Origin of the sequence: Sporolactobacillus putidus (assembly GCF_014647035.1) — a bacterium.
GTDB classification, from domain to species: Bacteria; Bacillota; Bacilli; order Bacillales; family Sporolactobacillaceae; genus Sporolactobacillus; species Sporolactobacillus putidus.
Map to the genome: position 1 here is coordinate 39,060 of NZ_BMOK01000008.1, position 13,710 is coordinate 52,769.

Annotated in this window: 12 protein-coding genes; 3 read left to right on the top strand and 9 right to left on the bottom strand. The window is 44.3% G+C overall.

Annotation, left to right across the window (positions count from 1 at the left end; genetic code table 11):
* The first annotated feature begins 178 nt into the window (after positions 1-178).
* The gene (locus IEX81_RS10390; RefSeq protein ID WP_188803034.1) at positions 179-409 is read left to right on the top strand and encodes a hypothetical protein; all 231 of its coding nucleotides are present in this window, start codon (positions 179-181) and stop codon (positions 407-409) included.
* Positions 410-720: 311 nt separating this feature from the next.
* A complete protein-coding gene (locus IEX81_RS10395; RefSeq protein ID WP_188803036.1) occupies positions 721-2,706 on the top strand; it encodes a methyl-accepting chemotaxis protein in 1,986 nt (661 codons plus the stop codon).
* A gap of 335 nt (positions 2,707-3,041) precedes the next feature.
* Here IEX81_RS10395 and IEX81_RS10400 read toward each other — a convergent pair whose 3' ends face one another.
* From IEX81_RS10400 to IEX81_RS10440, 9 genes are all read right to left on the bottom strand, one after another.
* Positions 3,042-4,001, bottom strand: a complete 960-nt coding sequence (locus IEX81_RS10400) for a hypothetical protein (RefSeq protein ID WP_188803038.1) — start codon at positions 3,999-4,001, stop codon at positions 3,042-3,044.
* Positions 4,002-4,231: 230 nt separating this feature from the next.
* Entirely contained in the window at positions 4,232-5,083 is an 852-nt protein-coding gene (gene rfbD, locus IEX81_RS10405) for a dTDP-4-dehydrorhamnose reductase (protein ID WP_188803040.1), read from the bottom strand.
* Complete coding sequence (rfbB, locus tag IEX81_RS10410) at positions 5,073-6,095, bottom strand: dTDP-glucose 4,6-dehydratase (protein WP_188803042.1); 1,023 nt, start codon at positions 6,093-6,095, stop codon at positions 5,073-5,075. Before rfbB ends, rfbD begins: the two co-directional genes overlap by 11 nt.
* Complete coding sequence (rfbC, locus tag IEX81_RS10415) at positions 6,095-6,667, bottom strand: dTDP-4-dehydrorhamnose 3,5-epimerase (RefSeq protein ID WP_188803045.1); 573 nt, start codon at positions 6,665-6,667, stop codon at positions 6,095-6,097. Before rfbC ends, rfbB begins: the two co-directional genes overlap by 1 nt.
* A gap of 72 nt (positions 6,668-6,739) precedes the next feature.
* Positions 6,740-7,615, bottom strand: coding sequence for a glucose-1-phosphate thymidylyltransferase RfbA (gene rfbA / locus IEX81_RS10420; RefSeq protein WP_188803047.1), 876 nt, complete (start codon positions 7,613-7,615; stop codon positions 6,740-6,742).
* Between the two features lie 323 nt (positions 7,616-7,938).
* Positions 7,939-8,454, bottom strand: a complete 516-nt coding sequence (locus IEX81_RS10425; protein ID WP_188803049.1) for an acyltransferase — start codon at positions 8,452-8,454, stop codon at positions 7,939-7,941.
* Positions 8,455-8,551: 97 nt separating this feature from the next.
* Positions 8,552-10,078, bottom strand: coding sequence for a lipopolysaccharide biosynthesis protein (locus IEX81_RS10430; RefSeq protein ID WP_188803052.1), 1,527 nt, complete (start codon positions 10,076-10,078; stop codon positions 8,552-8,554).
* A 40-nt stretch (positions 10,079-10,118) separates the two neighbouring features.
* The gene (locus IEX81_RS10435; protein ID WP_188803054.1) at positions 10,119-11,069 is read right to left on the bottom strand and encodes a glycosyltransferase family 2 protein; all 951 of its coding nucleotides are present in this window, start codon (positions 11,067-11,069) and stop codon (positions 10,119-10,121) included.
* A gap of 36 nt (positions 11,070-11,105) precedes the next feature.
* Complete coding sequence (locus tag IEX81_RS10440; RefSeq protein WP_188803056.1) at positions 11,106-12,362, bottom strand: glycosyltransferase; 1,257 nt, start codon at positions 12,360-12,362, stop codon at positions 11,106-11,108.
* 428 nt (positions 12,363-12,790) lie between these two features.
* On the opposite strand from IEX81_RS10440, the gene IEX81_RS10445 reads away from it, so the two are divergent.
* The gene (locus tag IEX81_RS10445; RefSeq protein WP_188803058.1) at positions 12,791-13,384 is read left to right on the top strand and encodes a sigma-70 family RNA polymerase sigma factor; all 594 of its coding nucleotides are present in this window, start codon (positions 12,791-12,793) and stop codon (positions 13,382-13,384) included.
* Positions 13,385-13,710: the final 326 nt, after the last annotated feature.

Here is a 13,710-nt window from a genome sequence, read left to right on the forward strand (position 1 = left end):
TTCTTTTATCACCAGACAGTTGATTTTTTCGATCTGATTTCGCTATCATATAAAAGGCATTTCTTTTTGTGGTTGTGTTGTCTTGCCGAAATCATGTTTTAATTTTATGGAGTGTCATCCATTCTTCGCGGAGTGAATAACATCAAGACTGACATTAGATTCGAAGGATGATTGGTTAATGAAAAGAAAAATGAAAATTATTTCGTACGTCAACACGTCAAGAACATCATGGTACATAGCAAAAGAAACGGAGGTAGAATGTAAAAAATCGCACTATAAAAAAGGGGATGTTATTTCATACAAAGGAAAGAACTATATTGTTGTGAATGATCATGATAATCTACACGTGACCAAAAACACCTATCCGATCAATCCCTATCAATCCTTGCTGAAACAGTTCAAAGACTGATTAAGAAAGGATAAGTCAAATAAAAGCATTCTTGCAGTGGCTGCTTTCACTTACCGGCTATCTACTGTTTCTATTAACCTCTAACTCTGGAGCATACCGAACAAGGAGGCTTTTTTTATATGCTTAAAATCCCCCTTATAGATCTATCTTTTCCCCAAAAAAGGCGGTAAAACTGCTTCATCTTTAGAAGAAAATTTCCGCTGACTATTAAACAATAACCGTCCTTGTACGATATTAGTGAATGTTGAGTGTCTTAATTTATTATGGTAAGCAGCCATGCCCCATTCTTAATATCTTGTGGAGGTATACAAGTGTTACATTTAAAGAAAAACAAGCACCGCTCTCTCGGCCTTAGTACCCTTGCCGTTCTATTTATCATTGTCATTATCGCTATTCCCGATCTTCTGATTGGCCTATTCATCTACAGGGATGTTCAAGCGTCTTCTCAGGCACAACTGGACAGCAGCGCAGCAAACAGTCTGCGATTTCTGGACAAGAACCTGACGCAGTTTATTCAGGGAAAGACACATATCGTCACGCAGCTGAGTGACAGTCTGTCCGGCAAAACGGATAACCCTAAGGATATACAAAGCACACTTGGCACCGTGCAGGGGGTCGATCAGGATGAAGCAGCCCTTTATTTGGCAAACCGGCAGGGTGCACTGATTTTCCTTCCTGCAACAGCCAAAATTCCAAAAAGTCTAGATCCCCGTACCCGTCCATGGTACAAACTTGCGATGCAGTATCCCGGGAAGCCGGTCATTACAGCCCCTTATCTTTCATCTGACGGGTCCAATGCGATGACGGTCACTATTGCGGAAACCACCTCTGACGGAACCGGTGTAATCGGAATGGACCTCAAGCTTAGCAAGATCAGCGCAATTGTCAATCAGGTCAAAGTGGGAGAATCCGGGCACGCTTTTCTGCTCGATAATAACTATGCCTGGGTAGTCAACAGCCAGGCGAAAAGCGGTGGCAAAGCTCCTTCCGCTCTGATCAGAGAATTTGCCGGACGGTCATCCGGCAGCCTTTTTCAGAATAACCAGCACGTTTATTTTGTAACCAACCAGCTGACCGGATGGAAAATCGGCGGCACAATGAACCTTAACGAGATTGATAACATGGTCGTGCCGCTTCTGGTGAATGTCGGACTTTTTGCCTTAATCACCATCATCATTGTTACTGTGCTCGTCTGGCTGATCGTCAGAAAATATGTGCTGAAACCGACGGCCAGGATGGTGAGCGTTTTCGAGAAAATCAGCAAGAACGACTTTACTCAGGGAATGGATACGGAAACCACATCCAATAGAGAGTTCGCTCAGTTAAGCGTAAGTGTCAATCACATGATGGGCTCGCTGAAAAATGTGGTCCGTACGATTGGAAGCAAATCGGAAATGCTGGCCGCGTCTTCAGAAGAATTGAGCGCTTCTACTGAGGAAAATAAAGCAACCTCCGATGAAATTTCCCGTTCGATTCAAGAGATCGCCCTAGCCGCCGACGAACAGGCGAACAATGTGGAAAGACTTGTCGAAGAAGCAGAGGCCGTTAATCAGGCCGTCGGCTCGATCACCGAGCGAACCAGTAACCTTGCCCGGACATCGGATGAATCCAGTCAGATCGTGCAAAACGGGCAAGATGCCTTGCAAATTACGGCGAATCAAATGGGAACGATTAAGGAAAAAATGAGCAACCTATCCCAAATGGTCAATAACTTAAGCAGACAGTCCAAGGAAATCGGCGAGATTATCCATGTCATCAATGATATTGCGGACCAAACCCGTCTTCTTTCGTTAAACGCATCCATCGAAGCGGCCCGAGCCGGGGAAAATGGAAAAGGATTCGCTGTTGTCGCAGGAGAAATCCAAAAACTGTCCGCACAATCCGCACAGTCGGCCAATCAGATTAACGACATCCTTACCGTCATCCAGCAGGATACCGAACAAGTCGTCACGTCCATGGAAGACGGAATCCATGAAGTCGATAAAGGAATGTCAGCAGTGAGCCAAAGCGGTTCATCCTTCGACAATATTAAGTCTTTCGTCAACACCGTCAGTGAACAAATCAAAAATGTGACAGCTGCGATCCATGATATATCCACCTCCACTGCTCACTCAGTCGCTTCATTCCAACCAATAAAAGAGCTGGCATCTCAAACATCCTCAAATGCGCAGAATGTTTCAGCAGCCACGGAAGAACAATCGGCCTCTACGGAAGAAGTAGCCCGCAGTGCAACCGCGCTTTCAACGATTGCGGATGAGCTCAATCAGCTTGTGGCAACATTTAAGATCAAAGCCTAAAATCTTTGAGCAGTCAATTGTCCGCCTTTCAATAGGGAGGATTTTTTTACTCAAAATCACATCATTATTAAAAAGTGTTCTGCAATGTAGGAAAAAAACAGTAAGGCTATCCATAGAACGTCTAAGAAGCGAAATCATCGACATCTGTCCCCTGTTTTTAGCCTGCAGTTTAAAGACCGTTTCGAGCAATCCGGCTCGGTTATTCCCGTTCAGAAATTGGAGAAAAAAAGGAGACCATCTTTTGAGACGGCCTCCATTTTTTCTCCAATATGAATTTGTCAGTGGTAAGTCGGATGTGTCAATTCACTTTAACATATGGTTTCTTCTTAACATTTTTAAAACAGCTCGCTGTGCTGCAGAAAATAATTTTTGATTTCCTTGTTCTGCTGCCCAAATGAAAGATGTCCGACAACGGTATTCTCTGCGATGATCATGGATTTGGATTGCATCACACAGTAGCTGTCAATCTGTTCTTCATCCAGCCCCATGCACGGTCCTTTGTCAACGATGAACATACCCATGTTTTCCCATAATTCTCTTGAAAAGAGGATGGCACCGATGCTGAATCGGATGGGGCAGGCATGATATTCATAAGGCGCTTTGTAGAATTCCTCATCCATTTCGTCAATGCTGCCCAACATTTGATCCTTGCCCCAAAAAAATTTAGCCGCTTCCGGATCTTTCTCAATCTTTCTATCCGATCTGCTCGCGTATTTCACTTTCTCAAATCGTTTTTCATATTCATCCACTAAATGCAGCTTCTCCAGAATACGAACGTGACCATACCCATTGATTGGGATTAACGGGGCGACGAATCCAACTTCGTATTTTCCATTCGCTGAAACATCCGAATAGGTTTTCGTCAGTGTTTCAAAAAAATGCCGGGTGATAAAAATATCTTCATCAATCTTATAGATCATTTTTGCGTGTTCGTGTAAATGAATCGCTATATTTTGAACCAGAGTCACGCAATTTCTTTGTAAACTCAAATACGACCATCCATTTTCCTCGCACAGTTTATCCAATTGATCGGAATAAAGACCGGAAGATGCGACACAGACGTCGATATTCTCTGGAAGGAAAGTTTTGATCCTTGCAAAAACTTTCGGCCACAAAAAATCTTTATAGCCGGCTAAAATCACGCATAAAGTTTCGGCATCCGTTTTACGGTTTATGAACCGATAAGGCCCTTTTAATCGTTTCATTTTCTTTCGATTGTTTTTTACACTTTTTAAAAATTGATACAGTTTCTGGGTGAGAAAAAAATTTTTAAAAAAGAGCTTTACTTTGTGCATCGTTCAATCTCCTTCTAATTTTAGACCCGCCTTTTTACATCAATACTTTAACATTTAACCCTGAATCTGGAAAGTGGTCACATGCCTGAAAAATATTCTAAATATATGTTATGTATATCGTCTTTTTCTATAATTTTGGACATCTCCTGTTTCCAGAAGATGTCCGATCAATATTCCGAACGTTTAAATTCAATAGAAATAAATTTACCTAGATGCTATCCATATTAAAGTTATTGGTGTTCCTGATTTAAAAACTCTTTCAAAGCCGACTTCCAATCCCTCACGTCTTCAAACCCATTAAGTCGTAATGCCATATGCTCAAATACCGAGTTTTCCGGTCGTTTTGCCGTTCTCGGAAATTCAGCCGTTGTACATGGATCGACCTGAATATGAATCCCTTTGATCTCAAAAATTGCCCGGGCAAATTCGTACCAAGTGCAGCTGCCGGAATTGGAGATGTGATAGGTACCGTAATTGTCGGTCTGAAACAGTTCAATCATTTTTGCCGCGAGATCCTTTGTGAAGGTCGGGCAGCCTCTCTGATCATTGACGACTTTCAGACGGTCTTGGTTAGCGGCAAGCTTCAGCATTGTCTTGACAAAATTGCCGCCATATTGGCCATACACCCAGGATGTCCGGGTGATAAAGAACTTGGTGTGAAAATCGCGGACGAACTGCTCCCCCGCATACTTGGACTGACCGTAAACTCCCAGTGGGGACGGAGGATCAAACTCTGAATAGGCACCGCTTTTCGTTCCGTTAAAGACATAATCGGTGCTGACATAAACCAGTTTCGCGCCGGCTTCTTCAGCAGCCAGGGCGACATTCCGCGTACCATAGGCGTTTACGAGAAATGCTCCGTCTCTGTCGGATTCCGCTTTATCGACAGCTGTATAAGCCGCCGTATGGCAGACGACATCGGGTTTGATTTCTTGAAACACCTTACGGACGTGATCCAGGCTCGTAATGTCCAGTTCCTGATGACCAAGTCCGTAAGTTTCGTAGCCTTTCTCCTGAAGCATCACCGCGAGTTCCGTGCCAAGCTGGCCGTGGCCGCCCGTGACGATGACCTTATTTGACATAGCTCTTCGCTCCGTACTGCTTTTTGTAGTAGTCCATGTATTCACCGGACTTGATTTTCCGCCACCAGTCCTCGTGATCGAGGTACCACTGGATCGTTTCTTTAATGCCGGTCTCAAATGTGTATTGCGGTTCCCAGCCGAGTTCCGTTTCGATCTTCGTCGGATCGATCGCGTAGCGGCGGTCGTGGCCGAGACGGTCGGTGACATGCTTGATCAGGTCGCGGGACTTGCCGAGCGTATCGACAATCCGTTCGACAATATCAATATTGCGTTTTTCATTATGCCCGCCGATATTGTAGACTTCTCCGGACTTCCCTTTGTGAAGCACAAGATCGATTGCCCGGCAATGATCCTCGACGTAGAGCCAGTCGCGGATGTTCTTGCCGTCGCCGTAAACGGGCAGTTCTTTGCCTTCCAGCGCGTTCGTCACCATCAGCGGGATCAGTTTTTCCGGGAAATGATACGGGCCGTAGTTGTTTGAGCAGCGTGTGATATTGACATTCATGCCGTATGTTTCGTAATAGGCCCGGACCAGGAGATCCGCCGAAGCTTTGCTCGCCGAATACGGACTGTTCGGCGCGAGCGGTGTCGTTTCTGTAAAATAGCCGTCCGGCCCGAGGGATCCGTATACTTCATCGGTTGAGATCTGCAGGTATTTGTTCACGTTCCTGCTTTTCGCAACGTCAAGCAACGTTTGCGTACCCAGAACGTTGGTTTTGACAAACACGTCCGGCTCGGTGATGCTGCGGTCGACATGCGACTCTGCCGCAAAGTTCACGACCGTGTCAATATCAAAATGATCAATAATATAGTCCAGAAGTTCGCGGTTGCGGATGTCCCCGCGGACAAAGTGATAGTTCGAATTATTTTCAACATCCTTTAAATTCTCCAGATTGCCCGCATAGGTGAGCAGATCATAGTTTACAATCGTGTCGTCCGGATGAAACCGGAGCATATGATGCACGAAGTTGCTGCCGATAAAACCGGCGCCTCCGGTCACGAGCAGTTTCATCAGTCTTCAGCTCCCATTTCAAAATTAATCTCCGCATCTTTCAGAAGCGGATGGCGCTTGTCCTTTTCCGAAAGGATCGGATCGCTCACCGGCCAGTCAATGCCGATATCCGGATCATTCCACATGATCCCGCGATCCTGTTCCGGCGCGTAGTACTCATCGACCTTGTAAAAGACATTCACATTGGGCGTCAGTGTGCAGAAACCATGGGCGAAGCCTTTCGGAATCAGCAGCTGGCGGCGATTGTATTCGCTGAGAATAAAGCCGCCCCACTTGCCGAATGTAGGAGAGCCCTTTCTGATATCGACGACGACATCCAGTATTGCTCCAGTCAGCGCCCGCAGCAGTTTCGTCTGCGATTTCGGATTCAGCTGATAGTGCAGACCGCGGACAATCCCCGGTTCACTCGACAGCGACTGGTTATCCTGAACAAATTCAATGTGAATGCCCTGTTCAGCCAGTTCCGTTTCATTATAACTTTCCATAAAAAAGCCGCGATTATCCCCGAAGGCTTTCGGTTCGATAATTTTGACGCCTTTTAAAAATGTTTCCGTTACTTTTACCTTTGACACAGTCCAACACCCGCCATTAAATTTTAATCTTCAATAATTAGGAAACTTCGAACCGGATTTTAAGCCCGATCCTTACTTTACCCGCACCTTGATTAAATCCAGCAGATACTTGCCATAGCCGTTCTTTTTCAAAGGCTGTGCTAATTGATAGAGTTGATCTTCGCCAATGTAGCCCATCCGGTACGCAATTTCTTCGATACACGCGACTTTCAGACTCTGCCGTTTCTCGACGGTTTGAATGAATAGCGACGCATCAAGCAAAGACTCGTGCGTTCCCGTGTCCAGCCAGGCGAATCCGCGTCCGAGCAGTTCCACATTCAACAGGCCCTGTTTCAGATAGACCTCATTCACCGAAGTGATTTCCAGTTCGCCTCGCGCTGACGGCCGGATGCTTTTGGCAATGTCGACCACCTGGTTATCATAAAAATAGAGTCCTGTCACCGCAAAGGTCGACTTCGGAACAGCAGGCTTCTCCTCAATCGAGATAACCTTGCCCTCGTCGTCAAATTCTACCACGCCAAATCGTTCCGGATCCTTGACATTGTATCCGAATACGGTCGCCCCGAGTTTCTGGGACGCGGCTTTATGCAGAGTGCGGGTAAATCCATGTCCGTAGAAAATATTGTCGCCCAGAATGAGGGCAACATGGTCATCGCCAATAAATTCTTCGCCTAGAATAAAGGCTTGCGCCAGACCGTCCGGACTCGGCTGCACTTTATAGTGAAGGCTGATCCCCCAATCCGAACCGTCGCCGAGCAATTCTTGAAATCGCGGCGTATCTTTTGGCGTCGAGATAATGAGAATGTCCCTGATTCCCGCCAACATAAGGACAGATAAAGGATAATAAATCATCGGTTTATCATAAATGGGAAGCAGCTGTTTGGAAATTGATCGAGTGATTGGATAAAGACGCGTCCCGCTGCCGCCGGCAAGTATAATCCCCTTCAAAAAACCACGCTCCCTTTTAAAAAAAGATACTGAATATGTCTTGCCGTCTCTAGTAAAAGAACGATGATTCCTACTATAGTATACGTTTATTATTATATAAAATTAAGTGCCAGTATTATATAGCTGGTTGGGGAAATATATCTAAAATCCACACACCAATACATCGCCCATGTGTTTGCAATGATTTGGGCTGTCCGTGTTAATTACTTTAAACTGCATTTTCCGCAATCGTCCTAGCGCTTTAAATCTACCGCCCATTCCTATACTTTTACTTCAGACCATTCTGCAGGCATACCGGATTCCCGGATCTTTTATAACCCGTTTTATTGTCTGTAGGCGATAATCTTTGCCGGCACCCCGGCGACAATCGAATAATCCGGTGTATCTTTTGTTACAACCGAACCTGCCGCGACAACTGTTCCCTGTCCCAGAGTGACGCCGGCTGTGATAATACTGTTTGCTCCAAGCCAGCAGTCCGATCCTATGACGACATCACCGGAAACGAATTCCTGCAGCCTGATGATGCCCTCTTTTTTTAATCCATGATTGGATGCGAAAATCTGGACACCGGGGCCGAGTAAGACATCATCTTTCAGTATTATTTTGCCTGTACCCGGCCACAGCGTACATTTGGGGCCAATGGTCACTTCCTTGCCAATAAAAATCTGACGATGCTGGCGAATGGAAGCTGAGGGATATATTTCGCCACCGCCCCCAAAACCGCCCAGGAGCTTGCGTTTTCCCCGTGTTGACGCGCTTTCGGCATATTGATTCAGTAAACTCTTTAGCACAAATTTCCAAAAATCAATTTTAACTAGATCTTTCTTATTAAACCTCAAGAATTATTCCCTCCAATCGGTTTCCAATCCTTTCATTTCAAAACCGGCAGCGTTTTGCTGTGGAACCATCAATTCTTAAAACACTCTGACCGGTACATCAGCTTTGTGCCCCTACCCTTTTTTTGATCTTTTTCATGTTCTCAATCATCAATTGTCTGGCATATTTATAAACGTTCCTTTCAGACAGCGAACTGAGCACTAAATAGATCGGAATGACCAGTAAGCTGAGCAAACAAGCCCAGCCGATCACATGAAGATAGGAGTGCGGGTTAATATTAATTTTGCTCGCAACAAAAATAATGAGCAAAAAAATCAATACGTCGGTCAGCCACCTTCTTATGGTCGGCCACGGGTTTCTGTCCAGTATTGTTTGATTCGCGTACACGATCATATCGATTGACCGGTACAAGAGAGCGGCGATCGTGCCCATCAACACGCCGTACATGCCCAGATAGTGAACAAAGATCAGAGAGCAGACAATATTAATTGACGATTCCAGGATCGATCGATACTGTGTCTTTTTAAAGTGGCCGGCAATATTGATCAGATTATTGGAGGGCGTTCTGGCGTTGCTCAGCAGTTTCAGAGTCACGAACAGAACCGGAAGCCAGAAGTCAATATAATTGATATCCTTTATTCCCGATGTATACAATCTCATAAAAGGCAGTACGAGTATATAAGCTACAGCATAAAACGAGAAAACAAAAGCCATAAAATACACTTCGTAGGTGTCAAACATCATGATAAAACGTTTCTTGTTATCATAAAACGTTTGTCCGAGCGCAAACGTTATACTGTCGTTCACGGTGCCGATTACCCGGTCAATCACAGTAAAAAGCATATTATAGATGACATAGACACTGACGACTTTTAAATTCGTAAAGAATGTCAGAATAAGCACATCGGTATTATTAAAAATCAATGTCGAGAGCTGATGAATCATCACGGAATTTTTTTGCGAAATCGACTGAAAGTTCGGGCGGCTTTTTAAATCCAGCCATTTATAGTTTCTTTTAATATAGATCAAATAAATGACAATCTGAAACATGGTCAGTGCAAAAAAGGACCCTTGAATGATAACGACATTGTAGCCCAACTTTATCAGAACAATCTTTGCGATACTGCTCAGAATATTGATCGTCGTTGTGATGATCGTATTGATGTAGCTTTTTCCGATTGCGGCCACAAAAATCGTGTAGGTTCCCTGAAAATAGTAATTAAAGGCTCCGCCGAGCCCCGTCAGCAAAACGACCGACATCGTCGTGGGCCAGCTGATGGAAGAGTGCACAAACAAAGGGTAAAGGACGGCCATGACAATCACGCACAAGAAATAGTACAGTCCCGTTTTCTGATAATAATTATGAGTTGCCGATAAAACCTCATTGATATCTTGTTTGTCAGCTCTTGCCACCACTTTATAGAGCGCCTGCAAGGATGCGGCCCCGACTCCCGCCTCAAGGAGAGACAGGTAGATGATAATCTGCCCGATTGAAGAGATCAGGCCGTTGACCTCAGACCCAAAGTGGACAAGGAACATCCTGGGAATAATAATGCCTAAAGCGACTGTTATCAGCATGCTTGCCATGCCAAAGATTAAATTCAGGATGCTTCGCTTAGCTTTCATCGTTCTCCTCTTTTCAAATATGAGGGCTTATATGTTCGATCTATTTTTTATGGACTTCAGGAGTCACTGCTCTAATTTTTTTAAATAATTTCTTTGCGCCCCTCAAGATAATTTTAGGCGATTCTGTGAGCATGACTTTTGCAGATTCCATGTCCGTGAAGAATGTTTTCAAAGCTTTGATATAGTCTCCCTTATTCAGGGGTTCAATGACCATAAAGTAGTGCAGCGCTCTCTTTCTTTGGCATAATCTGTTTTTCAGCGCATTGACCAATGGCTTATTGTGAATCACCCGTTCATCAAGAAGAAGTTCTTCTGTTGTCTTTACCGTACTTTGAAACAGGGCGACTTTATTGGTCATTAAGGAATCCCTTCTTGTGCGGTAAAAATAATACCCGTCCTTTAATATCCACAAATCAGCGCCCAGAAGCAGACAAGTGAAAAAAAACAGGTAGTCTTCTCCATATTTTAGTTTTTCATCAAAAAGCAAATGGTTTTTTTTAATGAAATCACTTCTTATGATTGGTTTTAAACCCAGACTCTGATCGATGTAATAAACGGGATCTATTTTCCGTTCATTCGTCTCCAAATCGCCAAAGATCGATCCCCATGGATCTTCAGACTCGCCGTACACGCACAATTGATTGTCTGAAATCAAGTCCGCCTTTAACCGATCCATATTCTCCAAAAGAATTTGAAATCGATCTTCTGTAATCCAATCATCGGAATCAATAAATGCATAGTACTCTCCCTCCGCGGCTTTCATCGCCTGGTTGCGACAGTGAGACGGTCCGTAATTCGTTGAATTCGCGATAACTTTTATTCTTTTGTCCTTGTAGCCAGCTAATTTCAACAATGTGCCATCTGTTGAGTGATCATCAACGACGATGACTTCAATATTTGTTAAGGATTGATTTAAAATTGAGGTCAGGCAGTGGTCAATATACGGCTCGACATTATAAGCGGCAATAATGACTGATATTAGCGGTTTCACGATTCATTTTCAGCGCCTTTCTGACTCATTCACTCTTTATAACGGTAACTTGTGTTCCTTAAGATCTTCATCATGATTTTTCAGCTCATTCTGAAAGATTTCGACTAACCGGTCATTAAGTTTATGGATATTAAATTCGCTATCAACTTTTGTTCGAGCGTTGTCCGCTATTTCCGTCCACTTATCTTTAGACCTCACGATATACTCAAGAACGCCGACCAATCCATCAATATCTTTTTCCTGAACCAGGTACCCGTTCTTCTGATTATCAATCAGCTCAGGTATCCCGCTATGATAGGTAGAAACAACGATTTTCCCCATAGCCATCGCTTCCATTAAAAAGACAGGAATGCCTTCCATATCACCATCCCGGCTCGTCACACTCGGCAGTAAAACAATTTGCATGGCTTTCATCAGCTCTGCAATTTCTTTTTGTGTTTTCCATCCCAGAAGTTTGACATGCTCGTCAAGGTTGTTTTCCGCGATCACTTTTTTCAAGTCAGCCTTAAGCGGGCCATTGCCAATGATGATATATCTGACCTTATAGCCCTTTTTAATCAGCTGAGATACAGCCAATAAGCCATAGGCCAGTCCCTTCTTTTCCACAAATCGGGCTACGGACAGGATCGTTATTTCTTGATCATAAATTTGGGGGCTGAATTCAAATTTTTCAAGATCGATACCCATATGATGAACAATGGTCCTGTGAGGATCGGCACCCAACCTGATCAAGCTGTTTTTCCAGAATTCACTGATCGGGAGAAGCACGCTCTCAGAAGCAAAAAGCTTATTATAAGCGTCCATTCCATTTGTTTTAAGGTATTTTATCATATCATAGCCGTGAAAAACTGTGAACAATCGGCCTTTCAACCAACCCAAATCGATCAATTCCTGTGCGCGGACACCGTTTGGTCCGAAGTGGGCGAGTATAACATCAAACGATCCAATCTTGTTGACGTGAAGCTGATGATAGAAAGAAATCAGTATGGGAAACTTTAAGATATGCCTAATGTTTGAAAGGCTATTCTTTCCAAACAGGATTTTAGGAAACCATCTAATTAACCGCTCCAGCAAAAACACTCTTCTTTGAATCTTATTCCCGTCAAAACCATAGTAATGGACTTTAGACATTAAATGATATTTAGAAACATCTTCGTGAACCTTCGAATTGTTTTCCTTATGATCCGCAAAGATGGTTACTTCATGTCCACTGCTGATCATTCCGGTTATTTGATTCAGAATAAACGTCTCCGACAGTTTGGGAAATTCACCGATAAAAAATAAAACCTTCAAAGTATATCTCTCCGTCTATTCGATATTTGTCTTATGAAGAAAGCAGAACCGGCATCTACCCTGCCTCAATGATATTTTTTCATACACCGGGACTAAGGGTTCAAGAACCTTGCCGTTCTCAGGATCCACTTGTTCCATTATATAAGATTGGGCGCGAGTATTATAGTTAACTTCCAAGGTCAATGGATCGCACTTTGTGAAAAAAGAAGCATAATTAGAGCCTCTGCCTCGGCTTCTGAAACCAAAATCAAATTCCGTTCAAAAAATAGCCTGTTCTCATCACCATTTTCTGCATTTTCCTGCTATATAGAATGTAGAAAGGCCGTTCAGCATTGCCTCGTCGTTTTCACCGACGAACGACCTTGACACACTTCGCCTCACTTCTTCTGTTTCAAAACCACCTTCATTTCCGAGAGGAGACCTCCACTATGCCCTTCACCCATTTTTTCGCAAGACCCGGCGAACCACCCGAACTGACTTTTGAAAGGCTGCTCAAAAAGTACGAGCCGAAGATTGTCAGTACGGTCCACCGTTACGCCACCGCCTACGCCCGGCATCTTCGGGGCGCGGCGGACTGGGACGACCTCATGCAGATCGCGCGTATCGCCTTTTGGGAAGCCAACTGTTTATTTGATCCCGCCAAAGTGGATCGCGGCAAGACTCCTGAAAATGTTTTTATCGCCTTTGCGACAGCAACGATGTGCGGAAGGCTGTCGGACAGGCTCAGAAAGGTGAGCAAACAGACACGCCGTGAAGCACACGGTATAAGTGACGGAACCGTTGAATTCCCCGACTATTCCTCAGTATCGGCTGAAAAACAGCTGCATGCCCTCGTCGATGATTTCTTCTCTATACTCAGCCCCCGTGAGCGCCAATATCTGCATCTCGCCCTTTTCAAAGACTGGGATACAAAGCAGATTGCCGAAGCCGCGCGGGTTTCGGAACATACCGTCCGCTCCTGGAAAAAAACATTGCGAAAGAAGCTGGAACCTTTAAGAGAATCGCTGCTGCAAAGACATTGACGATTACCCTCTTTTAACTGCGAATGCCCTGACCGCAGCCCGCAGTCTGATCACAGCCTCAGTTTACAGACTTCCCGCAGCCACAATTTGCACTTTGGAATCAGTCAGAACGCTGTTGACGATTTTCCCCGCCTGAACCGTAAATGTGAACAGTCTTGCCCATGATTAATCATGGTATTTTCAATAGTAAAAATTAACTGTTTTCCACCTTTTATATCAATAGGTTTTTTATCGATATTCCTTTCGCGCTGACCCGAAAAACGTTGGTTTGTGCGCATTCCTAAGGGGTATGAATCCTGTATTGTGCAGGACTCATACCCCTTAAT